Genomic DNA, 16,279 nt, shown 5'->3' on the forward strand with positions numbered 1-16,279 from the left:
GGCGCAAGAAGTCGCTTCCCGCGGAGGCCTATAATGATAAAACGACGCAACCATACAAATATTAATGGTTTGCTTTCCGCCAACGGATTCTTATTCTAAAGAAAACTCCAGGAGATAATCGCAATGAAAGATGTGGTAGATAAATGCAGTACCAAAGGCTGTGCCATCGACGTAGGCTCGATTATTGATAATGAGGACTGCGTCTGGCGGGTTGAGAAAAACTTCGCCAGCCGCGAAGAGGCCGAGTCCACCATCGCGGCGGTCCGCGAACGTGCCCTGGCCGCCGCGCCCGCCAGCGAGCCGCCGCAGGTCGATTATACCATCGCGCCCGCCGGTGATGAGGCAAAGCTTGAGGCTTCCATTGCCTTCTCCTGCCAGGCGGAAAAGATCATTTTCGAATTGTCGTTAAGAAACGTTATTTAACGTAGCGAGCGCCCACGGCTAACCCTCAACAGGATCCTGCGTGCGATCCCGTTGAGGTGCCGTGGTCAAGCGTTACTCAAACCGCCATGCCAGGTTTAGCCCGATACCGTAGTTACGGCCCGGCGCCGGTTCGTAGTAGCGGCCGTTGGATTCATTCACGATAACCGAGCCCGCGTAGCTGCGGTCGAACAGGTTATCTACCCGGCCAAACAGATCCATATCCATCTTGCCGTAGCTCCATTTATAGCCGGTCGTCAGGCCGACCACCGTCCAGGACGGCGCTTTGGCGGTGTTCTCATCGTTAGCCATAATATCGCTCATATAGCGAATATCGCTGCCCGCGTACCAGCCTTTCTCGGGCTGATAGCCGAAGGAGGCGTAGCCCATATTACGGGCGATCCCCGGAATACGATTGCCTTTACAGCTGGCATCGTCGCAGACGTTGGTACGATAGGTCGCATCCAGCCAGGTCCAGGCCGCTTTTAAACGCCAGCTCTCGCCGAACTGCTGATCCAGCCCCAGCTCCATCCCCTGACGGCGCGTTTTACCGGCGTTTTTATAGCTGGTGCGCCCGCCGCTGCTGGCGTCGACGACAATCTCATTATCGGTATCGGTCTGGAATAGCGCGGCGGTCAACAGGCCGTTGCCGATTCGCGCTTTGCTGCCAATTTCAACGGTTTCGTTGGTGGACGGCTGCAGGCCAAAGTTCAGCCCGCCCTGGTCGCCGGAGCGGTAGGAAAGCTCATTGATGGTCGGCGTTTCGAAACCGCGGCCGGCGGAGACGTAGACGTTCCAGGCATCGGTTACCGCGTATTTCAGCGAGCCCGCCGGCAGCCATTTATGATAGCTGGCCTCGCCGCTGTCATCGCCGTTACCCGGCGTAACGTAATAATCGTTGGAATCAAACCACACCGAACTGTAGCGCACGCCGGCGTCGAGAGAGAGTTTCTCGGTGAGCTGCCACTGGGTTTGCAAATAGGGGTCTACGTTCCACATCAAATTGCGTTCGTTGCGGCGCAGGTCGCCCTTTTCACCGTACTGCGGCGCGCCGTTGCTCATGACAAAGTTTTCATAACCCTTACGGCGCTCGGTCATGGTTTCATAATCAAGTCCGGTGGTAAAGGTGACCGGCACCAGCAGCTCGCCACGATGGGTCCAGCGGGTATCAATCCCCTGATAGTGGCGCGTCAGGTCGATCACGCCGCCAGCATGGGTGGGTTTGAGCTGCGGAGCGCGAGGAATCGACTGATATTGCGTGGTTTCACGCTCGCCGGCGTACATCATCACGCTCAGATCGTCCTGATCGCTCAGCTGGCGCTCGTAGCGCAAACCGGCCTGGGTCTGTTTTATGGTTTTGCGGGTATTGTACTGATCGCCTCTTGGCGACTGACGCGGGTTATTTTGCCATTCGTCATAGCTCAGGCCGCCCGCGTCATTAGCTTTAATATCCACGCTGTTAAACAGCAGGGTCAGTTTGCTGTCGTCATTAATGCGCACGCCGAGCTTCGCGTTGGCGAGGTTCTTACGCGCGCCGCTATGGTCGCGGGAGCCGTGAGTGGTGAAGCGGTTGGTGGAAACCACATAGTCGACATCGCCCGCATGGCTGCCGTCGCCGACCGCGCCGGTCGCTTTCATACCGTAATGCCAGGTACCGAAGCTGCCGTAGTAGCTGCTGGCTTCGAGAGTGGGCGGCTGGCTGCCGGTCTGGGTGGTGGCGTTAATCACCCCGCCGGAGGAGTTGCCGTACAGGGCGGAAAAAGGCCCGCGCAGTACTTCGAGCGAATCGAGGCTGCCAATATCAATATTCGAGGTTTGTCCCTGGCCATCAGGCATGGTGGCCGGAATGCCGTCGACGTAAATTCGCAGCCCACGCACGCCGTAGGTGGAGCGGGAGCCGAAGCCACGAATCGAAAGCTGCAGATCCTGCGCATAGTTCTGACGGTTTTGCACCTGTAGCCCCGGTACGGCGCCCAGCGACTCGGAAAGGTTGACCCGCGGCGCGGCCTGGCGCATCTCGTCGCCGTTAACCACGCTTACGGCGGCGGGAGTATCGAGTTCAGAAACCGCCGACGGTGCGGCGGTAACCACCATGGTCTGTTCAGCGGCGTGGGCGGTTGGCGCTGAAGAAATAAGCGGCAGAAGCAGTGCGGGGAGCGCGGCGGCGCGCACGGAAAGGATTTTCATCAAAGTTACTCGCAAAACGAACCAAACGGAACATATGTATATATGTTAACTCTTTTGTAAATTTTTTGAAAAGACTTAACAGGATTTGAGTTAACAAATAGCAAGAATTGCGTGATGCCGGGTGGACAAAACGCAATTAACTCTCCACATTGCGATAAATAATGATTACTATTCGCATTACAAAGAGTAGCGCAAAGCCATGATTTTGCGCCACGGAAGCACTGTCGAGCAGGCACATATTCGTTTTATCAAAGGGAGTCGTCATGTCATTACGTCATCTGTCCGCGCCGCGTCTGCGCCGTTCACTGTTGTTAACTTCATTACTGCTGGCGGGGAGCTTCAGCGCCCACGCGGCGGAAGAAATGCTGCGCAAAGCCGTTGGCAAGGGCGCGTACGAAATGGCCTATAGCCAGCAGGAGAATGCGCTGTGGGTGGCGACTTCGCAAAGCCGTTCGCTGGATAAGGGCGGTATTGTTTACCGTCTCGATCCGACGACGCTGGAAGTGACGCAGATTATTCATAACGATCTGAAACCGTTCGGCGCAACGATCAACAACGCTACCCAGACCCTGTGGTTTGGCAATACCACCGACAGCAGCGTAACGGCAATTGATGCCAAAACCGGGAAGGTGAAAGGGCGTCTGGTGCTCGATCCTCGTCAGCGCAGCGAAACCGTGCGCCCGCTGGCCCCGCGCGAACTGGCGGTTAACGAGAAAACCAATACTGTCTACATCACCGGTCTGGGTAAAGAGAGCGTGATCTGGGTGGTGGACGGCGACAAGCTGACGCTGAAAGACACTATTGCCAATACCGGCGCGATGGCGACGGGCCTGGCGGTGGACGCGGAAGCGAACCGTATCTACACCACTAACGCCGACGGCGAACTGGTGACCATCGACAGCGCCAGCAATAAAATCCTGACGCGTAAGAAACTGCAGGATGACGGCAAAGAGCACTTCTACCTCAACCTGAGCCTCGATACCGCCGGTCACCGGGCCTTTATCACCGACGGCAAACAGCCGGAAGTGCTGGTGGTCGATATTCGCGATGGTAAAGTGCTGGAGAAAATCGCCGCGCCGGAATCCCTGGCCGTGCTGTTTAACCCGACCCGCAATGAAGCCTACGTAACTCACCGTAAAGCCGGCGAAGTGAGCGTGATCGATGGTAAGACCTACAAAGTGGTCAAGACCTTCAAAACCCCGACTCACCCGAACAGCCTGACCTTATCCGCCGATGGCAAAACGCTGTATGTCAGCGTGAAGCAGGAATCGACACGCCAGAAAGAGGCCACCCAGCCGGATGACGTTATCCGCATCGCGCTGTGATCCTGACGGGAGGGGGTAACCCCTCCTGAAAGTCTGTCTGCCGGGCGGCGGCTGACGCCTTCAGCGATATCACCCTCTGTTACAAACACTTATTAGCCTGATAAATACAATGGCTATAAACTGACGTCTTTCCTGCGCAAGCGGGACGGTGGCATTAATCCTGGAGAAAAGATGAAAAAATCATTTATGGTCGTTTGCGCCGGCGCGATGCTGGCCCTTCTGGCGGGCTGTAGCTCAAACTATGTGATGACGACGAAAAGCGGGCAGACTATCGTGACGCAGGGCAAGCCGCAGCTGGATAAAGATACCGGCATGACCAGCTATACCGATGAGTCAGGCAATAAGCGCCAGATTAACAGCAGCGACGTCGCTCAGCTGGTGGAAGATAATTAAGTTGTGCCGTTGCGGTTTGCCCGGTGGGGCAAACCGCAAAAGGAACGAGTTACGGTTTTTCAATATTCGGCGCGGTGCTGTGAATATCATGTACGCGCTTACGTACGCCAAACCAGCCGGCGACCAACAGCACGGCGATCAGCGGAATCGAACCGATGGTATAGGTCCCATTCGGATAATCGAAAGCCATTAATACCAGCACGCTCAGCAGGAACAGCAGGGTCAGCCAGGAGGTAAAAGGCGCTCCCGGCATCTTGAAGCTGACGTCCGCCGCTTTCCCTTCCTTAATCGCCTTGCGCAGGCGCATCTGGCACACCACAATAAAGCCCCACGAAGCGATAATCCCCAGCGACGCGACGTTGAGGACAATCTCAAACACCTGTGAAGGCACCAGATAGTTGAGGAACACCCCAACCACGTAGACGCCAAGCGTCGCCAGAATCCCGGCGTAGGGCACGTGATGACGGCTCATTTTCGACATAAACTTCGGCGCGGAACCGCCCATCGACATGGAGCGCAGAATACGCCCGGTGCAGTAGAGACCAGAGTTGAGGCTGGAGAGCGCGGCGGTTAACACCACAATATTCATCACGCTGCCGATATACGGCACGCCCAGCTTCGAGAAGAAGGTAACGAACGGGCTCTGCCCGGCCTGATAGGCATTCCACGGCAGCAGCAGAACCAGCAGCAGCACCGAACCCACATAGAACAGACCGATACGCCAGATAACGCTGTTAATCGCGCGCGGCACCATGGTCTGCGGGTCTTTACATTCGCCAGCGGCGGTGCCCACCAGTTCGATAGAGGCGAAGGCGAACACCACCCCCTGAACCAGCACCAGCGCTGGCAGCAGGCCGTGCGGGAACAGGCCGCCGTTATCGGTAATCAGGTGGAAGCCGGTGGCATTGCCATCAAGCGGCTTGCCGCTGCCGAGAAAAATGGTTCCGACCACCAGAAATGCCACGATCGCCAGCACTTTCACCAGCGCGAACCAGAACTCCATCTCGGCGAACCATTTCACGCCGATCATGTTCATGGTGCCGACAATCGCCAGCGCGCCGAGGGCGAATACCCACTGCGGGACGTCGCCGAACGCGCCCCAGTAGTGCATATACAGCGCGACGGCGGTGATATCGACGATCCCGGTCATCGCCCAGTTGACAAAGTACATCCAGCCCGCCACGTAAGCCGCTTTTTCACCGAGGAACTCGCGGGCGTAGGAGACGAAGCTGCCGCTCGAAGGGCGATGAAGCACCAGCTCGCCCAGCGCGCGTAGGATAAAAAACGAAAAGAGGCCGCAGACCAGATAAACCAGCGCCAGAGCCGGCCCGGCCATCTGCAGGCGCGCGCCCGCGCCGAGAAACAAGCCGGTACCGATGGCGCCGCCGATGGCAATCATCTGTACCTGACGGTTGCCCATCGCCTTGTGGTAGCCGGACTCCTGCGAATTCAGCCAGTGGCGTTTGGCAGCGTGCTGCTCCGCCACGCTAGAGTGTTTTGTATTCATTGATGTCGCTATTTTCCTGTCAATGTCCATGAGTGGTTCGTGCTGCTGGCTCTCTCATCATTCTGAGGAATGAGATAAGCGAGCATGGCGGAGAATCCTACACGTATCGGAAAATGGACGCACGTAAAAGATTTGCGGACCGCACTTGCTTAAATATCAATGAGATCGCCGCGTTCTGTGGGGGGATAATTACCTGGAAATTTCGCTGATCGATTTTGCCCAACGTGCGCTATTATTTTCAGCCCGCGTTTTGCCCGAGAGACCACGATGAAAATCAACGTAGTAGGGACCAGCGGCGTCGGCAAATCTACCCTCGCGCGTCGGCTGGCTCAGGAACTGTCGCTGCCTTATATCGAAATGGATGTGCTCTACTGGCTGCCCGAATGGCAAGGGACGCCGGACGATGAGTTTTACGCCAAACTTGCCGCCGCGCTCGCCGCGCCCGGCTGGGTGCTGGACGGTAACTATAACCGCAGCCGCCCGCTAAAATGGCGCGACGTGGATCTGGTGGTGTGGGTGGACTACAGCTTCTGGCGCACGTTGCGCCAGGCGGTCTGGCGCGCGGCTTCACGCGCCAGCCGACGCCAGGAACTGTGGCCTGGCACCGGTAACTGTGAAACCTTCCACCGCTCCTTCTTTAGCCGGGACTCCATTATTCTCTGGACGCTGAAAACCTGGCGCAATAATCGCCGCCGCTATCTGGCGGATATGCAGGATCCGCAGTATCGACATATTCGCTTTGTGCGCTTACGCAACCAGCAGCAGACCGAGGCGCTGGTGCGCGAGCTTCGGCAGAATCTCCGATAATCCCCCGGCTCGCGCTGCGCTTAGCCGGGCTACAGGCCTGCAGATTGCTGAGGACGAGTAGCCCGGACAGATACGCAGCATCGCCTCCGGGAATATCTGCCATTCCGTGCTTTTCTCCCGGGGGGGGGGCGCAAAGCGCCTGCCCGGGCTACAGGCCCGCAGACTGCTGAGGACGCGTAGTCCGGACAGATGCGCAGCATCGCCTCCGGGAAATTCTGCCACTCCGCGCTCTTCTCCCGGGGGCGGCGCAAAGCGCCTGCCCGGGCTACAGGCCCGCAGACTGCTGAGGATGCGTAGCCCGGACAGATGCGCAGCATCGCCTCCGGGGCAGTTACCTCACCGCATATCTAATTTCCGGCAGAGCAAATGTAAATAAATTGTTTCTCACTGACCGCGGCCGCTTCTAATAATGCAGACATGTTAATTCACATGAGCCTGCGAAATGTCTTATCGAATCAGTATCCTGGATAAAAGCCCGCTGGCGGCCGGAGAAACGGCCGCCCAGGCGCTGGCGCGTACATTAACGCTGGCGCAACAGGCGGAAGCCTGGGGCTATCACCGTTTCTGGATAGCCGAACACCACAATACCGAGCAGCTTGCCAGCCCGTCGCCGGAACTGGCGATCGCCTGGATCCTCGGCCAGACCCGCCGGATTCGCGTCGGTTCCGGCGGCGTCATGCTCCAGCACTACAGCCCGTACAAAGTGGCGGAAAACTTCAATATGCTGGCCTCCCTCGCGCCGGGCCGCGTGGATCTGGGCGTGGGCAAAGCTCCCGGCGGCCTGCCGCTCTCTACCCGCGCGCTGCAGCAGGGGCTTAATCCCCAGCAAAAAGGGAGTTTTGCCGACCAGCTGGCGCAGCTCGATAACTGGCTGTCGCTGACCGAAACCGATGGGGAAGAGAGCGTCCGCGCAACCCCGATTCCGCCGCGTCGCGCAGACGGCTTTCTCCTCGGCGCCAGCCTGGAAAGCGCGCAGCTGGCGGCGCAGTTGGACTGGAACTTTGTCTTCGCCGCCCATCTCAACGGCGATAAGCATCTGCTGCGCGAGGTGCTCACCCGCTGGCGCGAACTGAGCCGTCGCGACGCGATTATTGCCGTCCAGGCCGTGGTGGCCGACGATTCTGCCACCGCAGCCGATCTGGCAAACGCCGTGGAAGTCTGGGGCGTTGAGCTGGAAAACGGCCAGCGGGTGACCGTCGGCAGCGAAGCGCAGGCGGCCGCCTTTGCCCGCCAGGCGGGTAGCAGGCCGACGCGCATCGCCCGTCGGGAATCGGCGGTGCTGTTCGGCACCCCGGAACAGGTGAAAGCGCAGCTGGATGCCCTGCAGTCAGCGTGGAACATCGACGAATTTATTATCGACACGCCCATCAGCGACGGTGCGGCGCGTCTGAACTCCCTGCGTCTGTTGGCCCAGGCGCATCTGAGCGCGGAGGTCCAGCCATGAGCCTTGCCGAACAGTTAATTCGCTGGCGGCGCGAACTGCACCAGTACCCGGAACTTTCGCTGCAGGAGGTTGATACCACCGCGCGTATTCGCGACTGGTTGCAGAGCGGCGGCATCAGCCTGCTGCCTTATGAACTGAAAACCGGCGCGGTGGCCGAAGTGGGCAGCGGCAATAAGGTGATAGCCCTGCGCGCCGATATCGACGCGCTACCAATCGAAGAGGCGGCCAGCGTGCCGTTTCGTTCGCTGAATGCCGGCGTGATGCACGCCTGCGGGCATGATATTCATACCAGCGTGATCCTTGGCGCGGCCTTACTGCTGAAACAACGCGAAGCGCAGCTGGCGGGACGCGTCCGCATTCTGTTCCAGCCGGCGGAAGAGAGCTTCGGCGGCGCGAAAACCCTGATTCGCGCCGGGGTACTGGAGGGGGTTTCCGCCATTTTCGGTATGCATAATGAACCGGGCCTGTCTGTAGGCGAGTTCGCCACCCGCGGCGGCGCGTTTTACGCCAACGTCGATCGCTTTGTCTTCAAAGTGACCGGTAAAGGCGCGCATGCCGCCCGGCCTCATGAAGGGAAGGACGCCATTCTGCTGGCTAGCCAACTGGTGACCCTGCTGCAAAGCGTCGCCAGCCGCGAAGTGAATACCCTCGATTCCGTGGTGCTTAGCGTGACGCGGATTCAGGGTGGCAATACGTGGAATGTCCTGCCGGAAAGCGTCGAGCTGGAAGGTACGCTGCGCACCCATAGCAGCGAAGTCCAGCAGCGGGTGAAGGCGCGGGTGAGCGAGATTGCCGCCGGCTTCGCCAGCGCCTTCGGCGCGCAGATCGATGTCTTCTGGTACGCCGGGCCGACCGCGCTGGTCAATGATGAGCGCTGGGCGGCATTCGCCAGCGACGTGGCCGATAAGTCCGGCTACCGCACGCATCATGCGGACCTCCATCTCGGCGGCGAAGATTTTGCCGTTTATCTCCAGCATATACCCGGCGCTTTCGTCAGCATCGGTAGCGCCAGCGAATTTGGTCTTCACCATCCGGCGTTTAACCCGGATGAGCGGTTGATCGCGCCGGCGGCGCACTATTTTGCCGATCTGGCAGAGCAGGCATTAAAAGAACTTTAATTATTCAGGGTCATAGACTAAGGATTAACGATGTCTGAACAACGGCAGCTGCGTATTGGCACTATATTACATGGCGCATCGGGAAATATGTCGGCATGGCGCCATCCGGCCGCGCTGGCGGACGCCAGTATTAACTTTGAGTTCGTTAAGCAGACGGCGCTAAAAGCGGAAGAGGGCAAGCTCGATTTTATTTTTGTCGCCGATGGCTTATATATTAATGAAAAATCGATCCCGCATTTTTTAAACCGTTTTGAACCACTCACCGTATTATCCACCCTTGCAGCGGTAACCTCGCGTTTAGGCCTCGTCGGCACCTTGTCGACCTCCTACAGCGAGCCCTTTACCACCGCTCGCCAGTTCGCCAGCCTCGATCATCTGAGCGGAGGACGCGCTGGCTGGAACGTGGTGACATCGCCGCTCGAAGGCTCAGCGAAAAACTTCTCCCGGGCGCAGCATCCCGATCATGCGCTGCGCTACCGCATCGCCGATGAATATCTTCAGGTCGTTAAAGGCCTGTGGGATTCATGGGAACAGGACGCGTTTATTCGTAATAAAGAGAGCGGCCAGTTCTTTGATAAAAATAAGCTGCATACGCTTAATCATCACGGTGATTTCTTTAAAGTGGCCGGCCCGCTAAATATTGCCCGCACCCCGCAGGGGCGACCGATTATCTTTCAGGCGGGCGCATCCGATGACGGCAAAAAATTAGCCGCCAGCCACGCCGACGCTATTTTTACCCATCAGGAATCGCTGGCGGAGGCGCAGGCCTTTTATCGCGACGTCAAAAGCCAGCTCGAAGCGCACGGCCGCCGGGAGAGCGAACTACACATATTCCAGGGCGTCAGCGTCATCGTTGGCGATAGCGCCGACGATGTGGAGCAGCAATACCAGACCACCGCCGCGCTGGTATCGATTGAGGACGCGCTGAATTACCTCGGCCGCTATTTTGAGCATCACGATTTCTCCCAATATCCGCTGGACGAGGCGTTTCCGGATATCGGCGACCTCGGGCAGAACAGCTTTCGCAGCACCACCGACGAGATAAAACGCAACGCCCGCGAACGCGGCCTGACGCTGCGCCAGGTGGCGCTGGAGGCGGCCAGCCCGCGACCGCGTTTCTCTGGCACCGCCGAAGAGGTGGCGGATGGTTTGCAGCAGTGGTTTGAACAGCGCGCGGCGGACGGTTTTATTATCCAGGGCGGCACGCCGGACACCTTCCCGCGCTTTGTGGATCAGGTCGTACCCATTCTTCAGCAGCGCGGATTATTCCGCCGGGATTATCCCGGCGCCACGCTGCGCGATAGCTTAGGGCTGGCAGAGCCCGTTAATCAATTCCAAAAACAATAATAGAGAACACCCGCTATGCAGAAAACGCAGAAAAAATCGCTACTCCTGGCGCTTGCGCTGGCCGTTAGCGCCTCATCCTGGGCGCAGAACGTCACGATCAACGGCACCGGCGTGAGCCTCGAAGCTAACAAAACGCCGATTCATACGGCGAAAAACCCGCAGGCTATCGCGCAGTTGCCCAAAGGTCTTCACCTGGCGGTGCCGGGCAAACTGACCGTCGCGGTCGCCGCGCTGAACTCGCCGCCGCTGACCGTGTTTTCTGACGATAACAAAACCCTGCTCGGCAGCGAAGTGGATATCGCCCGCCTGGTGGCCGACAGCCTTGGGCTTGAGCTGAACGTGGTACCGACATCATGGGAAGACTGGCCGCTCGGCGTCGCCTCCGGCAAATATGATGCGGCGGTCAGCAATATCACCGTAACCAAAGAGCGCAAAGAGAAGTTTGACTTCGCCACCTACCGCAAAGATTCACTGGGTTTCTACGTCAAGAGCGGCAGCCCGCTGAGCAAAATTGAAAAAGCGGAGGATATCGCCGGGCTGCGGATAATCGTCGGCTCCGGTACCAATCAGGAAGCGATCCTGCTGGCGTGGAACGCCGAGAACCTTAAGAAGGGGCTGAAGCCGTTTACCCCGGTTTATACCAAAGATGACGCCGCCCAAACCCTGGCGCTGCAGTCCGGGCGCGCCGACGCCTTCTTCGGCCCCAACGTGATCGGCGCGTGGAAAGCGGCGCTGACCGGCAAAACCAAGCTGGTGGGCAGCGTTGACGGCGGCTGGCCGAAGGCGGCGCATATCGCCGTGACGGTGAAAAAAGGCAGCGGTCTGGTTGAACCGGTACAGACGGCGCTGAACGGCGCTATCCGCAGCGGCGATTACGCGAAGGTACTGAACCGCTGGGGCGAAGGCGTGGAGAGCATCCCGCAATCGGAAATCAACCCGGCCGGACTCGGCGACTAACAGGAGGCATGATGAGCGATATTTTCCGCGATGTCTCTCCGGAAACCCCGGAGCTGCAGCCGATTATTGAGGGCCTGTTCGGTGAGTACGCCGTGCGCTACGGCGACTACTTCTCCCGCGATGCCGAAATCGAGCTGACTGAATGGTATCTGGCGCCGCAGGGGCTGTTTATCGTGCTGGAGCGCGAGGGCGAAATTATCGCCACCGGCGCGTACAAACCGAAAGACGCCCATACGGCGGAAATCAAACGTATCTGGACCCATCGCCGTCTGCGCCAGCAGGGGCTGGCGGCGAAAGTGGTGCAGGAGCTGGAGCGTCGGGCGCTGCTTGCCGGCTACAGCCATATCTATCTGACCACCGGTTTTCGGCAGCCGGAAGCGGTGCGGCTCTACCTGAGCCAGGGCTACGAGGCGCAGTTTGACCTCAGCCGCGATCCGGAAGAGTACAGTCTGCCGCCGTTTGATGGCCGACTGCGCTTCACCAAAGCGCTGGCGGTCAGCGCGCTAAGCCAGAGCGCTTAAGGAGCCCCTATGCATACCCCGGAAACGATTAAGGTTGTCCCCGCGCGCTATCCGCTGCGGGCGGTAGGCGCGGCGCTGGCGCTGCTGGCGCTGGCGGTGGTGATTCAATCCGTCGCCTTTAACCCGCGCTGGGAGTGGGGCGTTTTTGCCCGCTGGTTCTTTGACCCAGTGATCCTTGAGGGCCTCGGGCAGACGCTGCTGCTGACCCTGCTGGCGACGGCGCTGAGCGTTATTCTCGGCGGCCTGCTGGCGCTGTCCCGCCTCTCCAGCTCATGGCTGCTGAGCAGCCTGGCCTGGGGCTATATCTGGCTGTTCCGCTCGCTGCCGCTGATCGTGGTGCTGATTATTCTCTACAACTTCTCTTATCTCTACGACAGGTTATCGATCGGTATCCCGTTCACCGGCATTAGCTGGGCCAGCTTTGAGACCATCAACGTGCTGGGGCAGTTTTCCACTGCCGTTGTCGGGCTGACCCTCGTGCAAAGCGCCTACACCGCCGAAATTATCCGCGGCGGCTTCCTTGGCGTCGATCACGGTCAGTATGAAGCGGCGGCGGCGCTGGGGCTTCCGGCCAGCCGTCGCACGCTGCGCATTATCCTGCCGCAGGCGCTGCGCACCATTTTACCGGCGGGCTTTAACGAAATTATCAGCCTCGCCAAGGGGACGGCGATGGTATACGTGCTGGCGATGCCGGAGCTGTTTTACACCATCCAGATGATCTACAACCGCACCCAGGAAGTCATTCCGCTGCTGATGGTCGGCGCCGCCTGGTATCTGGTGATCACCAGCGTGCTGTCGCTGATTCAGTATCTGGTCGAGCGCGGCCTGGCCCGCAGCGAACGCCGCTCAGCGGTCAATACCGCCCGCAGCAGCCGTCGCGCTGAACCCGTTCGCCGCCCACAACCGCAGGAGCCTGTCCATGTCCAACTCTCGTAACGGTCATATTTCCATTACCGGCGTCAGCAAATACTTTGGCCGCCATAAAGCGCTGGATGACGTGTCGCTGGAAATCGAACCCGGCACGGTAACGGTGATCCTCGGGCCGTCCGGCTCGGGAAAATCGACGCTGCTGCGGGCGATTAACCACCTGGAGCGCGTCGATGAAGGCTTTATCCAGATCGATGGCGACTATATCGGCTATCGCCGCAAAGGCGACAAGCTGTACGAACTGAAAGAGAAAGAGATCCTCCGCCAGCGGGTCAACGTCGGCTACGTATTTCAGAACTTCAATCTGTTCCCGCATCTGACGGTGCTGGAAAACCTGATTGAGGCGCCCATCGCCCACAAACAGGCGACCCGCAAAGAGGCTATCGCGCGGGCGTATGACCTGCTGGACGTGGTCGGACTGCGCAACAAAGCCGATGCCTGGTCGCGACACCTGTCCGGCGGGCAGCAGCAGCGCATCGCCATTGCCCGGGCGCTGGCGCTGAACCCGCGGGTGATTTTGTTTGATGAACCGACCTCCGCGCTTGACCCTGAGCTGGTGGGGGAAGTGCTGGATGTGATTAAAAAGCTGGCGCGCTCCGGCACTACCCTGGTGGTGGTGACCCATGAAATCGGCTTTGCGAAAGAGGTGGCGGATCGGGTGGTGTTTATGGTCGACGGCAAAATTGTCGAGCAGGGCAGCAGCGACGCCGTGCTGAACCACCCGCAGCACCCGCGGACGCGGCAGTTCTTATCGAGGGTATTAGCGGCATGAGAAACGGACTTTTAGCCCTGACGTTATTATCTTTATCCGCGGCATCGCAGGCGGCTATCGACCTGCGCGCCAACGAGCAGCCGCTGCCGGTGACCCGCGATGAGCAGGCGATCGCGAAGATCCCGGCAAATTACGCCTTCGTCGAGCCGGGCACCTTAACGGTGGCGATTTCGGCGCTCAACTCGCCGCCGCTGGCGCTGTTGGCCAGCGATAACCGCACGCGTATCGGCAGCGACCCGGATATCGCCCGGCTGCTGGCCGGCAGCCTCGGGCTAAAGCTGAAGCTGGTGCCCACCGCCTGGGAGGACTGGCCGCTGGGGATGACTTCCGGTCGCTACGACGTGGCGCTGGTCAATATTGCGGTGACCGAGCAGCGGAAAGAGAAGTTTGATTTTGCGACCTATCGCGTCGATTCGCTGGCCTTTTCCGTGAAATCGACCAGCGATATCGCCAGTGTCAGCGGACCGGCGGATCTCGCGGGCAAAAAGGTGATCGTCGGGTCCGGGACCAATCAGGAGCGGATTTTGCTCGGCTGGAACGCCGAAAATGAAGCCGCCGGGCGTCAACCGGCGCTGCCGGTCTACCTGACCGATGACGCTTCGGGCAATCTCTATATTCAGTCCGGGCGCGCGGATGTGTTCTTTGGGCCGCAGTCGGTGGCGGCCTATAAAGCGGCGCTCAGCGGCAAAACCAAAGTCGTCGGCCTGGGGCCGAAAAAAGCATACGTTGCCACGACGACCAAAAAGGGCAACGGCCTGGTGGTGGCGCTGCAAGCGGCGCTAAATGGCGCGATTGCTCGTGGGGAATACCAGAAGGTGCTGGCGCGCTGGGGCGAACAGGGCGAAGAGGTGACGCAATCGACGGTGAATCCGCCGGGGATAACCTACTAAAAAACCGCTGTTTCGCAGGAGTGTGATGCGAAACAGCGGGGGCGAATCCTCGCCAGGGTGTTAAATCAGGCGGCGCGCGGGGTCAGCGTCAAACGATCCAGCGGCCCGACGATAAACAGATAGGAGAACAGGCCCAGTACGCCCATGGAGCCGACGTACAGGATGGCGTAATCAAACGAGTGGGTGTTGGCGATGATCACGCCGATGACCAGCGGCGTGATGATGCTCGCCAGGTTGCCGCACATGTTGAACACGCCGCCGGCAATACCGAGCATCTCCTTCGGTGAGGTGTCGCTCAGCACGCACCAGCCGAGGTTACCGAACCCTTTAGCAAAGAAGGCCACGCTCATGGCGGCGATCACCACCACTTCCGAGGTGGTGTAGTTGGCGACAACAATCACGCAGGAGAGCAGCATGCCGCAGATCACCGGCAGCTTGCGGGCGGTCGTCAGGCTGTAGCCGCGTTTCAACAGCCAGTCCGAGAATACGCCGCCCAGCAGGCCGCCGATAAATCCGGCAATGGCTGGGATACTGGCGACAAAGCCGACTTTCAGGATCGACATACCTTTGGCCTGGTAAAGATAGGTCGGAAACCAGGTCAGGAAGAACCAGGTAATGGACGTTACGCAGAACTGGCCAATATATACCCCGATCATCATACGATTGACGCAGACGCTTTTGATTTGCGCGAGGGTTAATTTCTGCTGCGTTTTTTTCGTGCCTAACTCCGGCTCGCCGCCGCCTTCACGAATATAGTCGAGCTCCTGCTGGTTAATTTTTGGATGATGAGAGGGATCTCTTACTTTTACCAGCCAGAATATCCCCAGCACCACGCCGATAGCGCCAATATAATAAAATACGTAGTGCCAGCTTAAATTATGCAGAATAATGGTCATCAGCGGCGTAATAATCCCCAAAGAGATATACTGCGCGGCCTGATAGACCGAGGTGACGAATCCGCGCTCTTTATTGGGAAACCATTGCACGCTCAGACGGCTGTTGGCGGGGAAGGCTGGGGCTTCAATCGCCCCCATCATCAGGCGCAGAATAACCAGCGCTACCAGCGGGCTGGCGAACATATAGATGGTGCCCTGGAACATGGTGACGATCGACCAGCCAATTAGCGCGCAGCCGTAGACCAGCCGCGAACCATATTTATCCAACAGCCAGCCGCCGGGTATTTGCATAATGACGTAGGAGATACCAAAAACGGAAAAGGCCAGCCCCATCGCCTCGGGATCAAAACCTAACTCTTTGCTCATAATAGGCGCGACGACGGACAGCGTTGCCCGGTCGGCATAATTAAATACGGTAGCCAGAAATAAAAACAGTAATATACCGTAACGCACGTTGCTGCGTTTTAATTGCTGTTGCATTTTAATCAACTCCTTTGCAGGGTTGTGTATTGTGGGTACAGGCAATAAGAGGTATTTCCCCGGGAGGGCTACGGGTTTTCAGTCGCCTGCGGACCGGTAGCCCGAACAAATGCGCAGCATCGCCTCCGGGAAAACGCTGTATTCTCCCGGGGGCGGCGCTTAATACGCCTTGGCCGGGCGACTGGGCCTGTAGATACTGTGAACGCCTGCAACTCTTTTCACCACTGTCATCTTCTCCGGCTCCCGGATGACAGGCACAACAACGACAGCGACATCCCGCGCTGTCGT

Annotated in this window: 13 protein-coding genes and 1 pseudogene; 11 read left to right on the top strand and 3 right to left on the bottom strand. The window is 58.7% G+C overall.

The window, feature by feature from the left end; translation table 11 throughout:
• The first annotated feature begins 123 nt into the window (after positions 1–123).
• Positions 124–423, top strand: coding sequence for a DUF406 domain-containing protein (locus CMQ96_RS19270; protein ID WP_004138889.1), 300 nt, complete (start codon positions 124–126; stop codon positions 421–423).
• Positions 424–495: 72 nt separating this feature from the next.
• Here the strand turns inward: CMQ96_RS19270 and pqqU are convergent, their stop codons facing one another.
• Positions 496–2,607, bottom strand: coding sequence for a TonB-dependent receptor PqqU (gene pqqU / locus CMQ96_RS19275; RefSeq protein WP_024358259.1), 2,112 nt, complete (start codon positions 2,605–2,607; stop codon positions 496–498).
• Positions 2,608–2,870: 263 nt separating this feature from the next.
• Between pqqU and CMQ96_RS19280 the strand changes: the two genes are divergently transcribed.
• Together CMQ96_RS19280 and CMQ96_RS19285 are read left to right on the top strand one after the other, a co-directional pair.
• Positions 2,871–3,932: a YncE family protein gene (locus CMQ96_RS19280; RefSeq protein WP_004120750.1), complete on the top strand. Its 1,062-nt coding sequence runs from the start codon at positions 2,871–2,873 to the stop codon at positions 3,930–3,932.
• A gap of 171 nt (positions 3,933–4,103) precedes the next feature.
• The gene (locus CMQ96_RS19285) at positions 4,104–4,325 is read left to right on the top strand and encodes a YgdI/YgdR family lipoprotein (protein WP_004120747.1); all 222 of its coding nucleotides are present in this window, start codon (positions 4,104–4,106) and stop codon (positions 4,323–4,325) included.
• 49 nt (positions 4,326–4,374) lie between these two features.
• Here the strand turns inward: CMQ96_RS19285 and ansP are convergent, their stop codons facing one another.
• Positions 4,375–5,832 (bottom strand): L-asparagine permease, encoded by a 1,458-nt coding sequence (gene ansP, locus CMQ96_RS19290; RefSeq protein ID WP_024358258.1) that lies wholly within the window; start codon positions 5,830–5,832, stop codon positions 4,375–4,377.
• A gap of 267 nt (positions 5,833–6,099) precedes the next feature.
• Between ansP and CMQ96_RS19295 the strand changes: the two genes are divergently transcribed.
• The 8 genes and pseudogenes from CMQ96_RS19295 to CMQ96_RS19335 all read left to right on the top strand — a co-directional run bounded on the left by CMQ96_RS19295 (position 6,100) and on the right by CMQ96_RS19335 (position 14,615).
• Positions 6,100–6,639, top strand: coding sequence for an AAA family ATPase (locus tag CMQ96_RS19295; RefSeq protein ID WP_098067178.1), 540 nt, complete (start codon positions 6,100–6,102; stop codon positions 6,637–6,639).
• Positions 6,640–7,081: 442 nt separating this feature from the next.
• The gene (locus tag CMQ96_RS19300) at positions 7,082–8,083 is read left to right on the top strand and encodes an LLM class flavin-dependent oxidoreductase (RefSeq protein WP_049131571.1); all 1,002 of its coding nucleotides are present in this window, start codon (positions 7,082–7,084) and stop codon (positions 8,081–8,083) included.
• Complete coding sequence (locus tag CMQ96_RS19305; protein WP_049103134.1) at positions 8,080–9,201, top strand: amidohydrolase; 1,122 nt, start codon at positions 8,080–8,082, stop codon at positions 9,199–9,201. Before CMQ96_RS19300 ends, CMQ96_RS19305 begins: the two co-directional genes overlap by 4 nt.
• A gap of 30 nt (positions 9,202–9,231) precedes the next feature.
• Positions 9,232–11,505: pseudogene (locus CMQ96_RS28915) on the top strand (NtaA/DmoA family FMN-dependent monooxygenase).
• Between the two features lie 11 nt (positions 11,506–11,516).
• Entirely contained in the window at positions 11,517–12,026 is a 510-nt protein-coding gene (locus CMQ96_RS19320; protein ID WP_098067180.1) for a GNAT family N-acetyltransferase, read from the top strand.
• A gap of 9 nt (positions 12,027–12,035) precedes the next feature.
• The gene (locus CMQ96_RS19325; RefSeq protein WP_049090350.1) at positions 12,036–12,962 is read left to right on the top strand and encodes an amino acid ABC transporter permease; all 927 of its coding nucleotides are present in this window, start codon (positions 12,036–12,038) and stop codon (positions 12,960–12,962) included.
• Complete coding sequence (locus CMQ96_RS19330; protein WP_082237199.1) at positions 12,946–13,725, top strand: amino acid ABC transporter ATP-binding protein; 780 nt, start codon at positions 12,946–12,948, stop codon at positions 13,723–13,725. The genes CMQ96_RS19325 and CMQ96_RS19330 overlap by 17 nt, the downstream gene beginning before the upstream one ends.
• Positions 13,722–14,615: a transporter substrate-binding domain-containing protein gene (locus CMQ96_RS19335; protein WP_004138167.1), complete on the top strand. Its 894-nt coding sequence runs from the start codon at positions 13,722–13,724 to the stop codon at positions 14,613–14,615. The genes CMQ96_RS19330 and CMQ96_RS19335 overlap by 4 nt, the downstream gene beginning before the upstream one ends.
• A gap of 65 nt (positions 14,616–14,680) precedes the next feature.
• Here CMQ96_RS19335 and CMQ96_RS19340 read toward each other — a convergent pair whose 3' ends face one another.
• On the bottom strand, positions 14,681–15,991 hold the full coding sequence (locus CMQ96_RS19340) for an MFS transporter (protein ID WP_004138166.1): 1,311 nt from the start codon (positions 15,989–15,991) through the stop codon (positions 14,681–14,683).
• Between the last annotated feature and the right edge of the window lie 288 nt (positions 15,992–16,279).

The organism is Klebsiella sp. MBT K-1, assembly GCF_002556465.1.
Taxonomy (GTDB): Bacteria; Pseudomonadota; Gammaproteobacteria; order Enterobacterales; family Enterobacteriaceae; genus Klebsiella; species Klebsiella grimontii.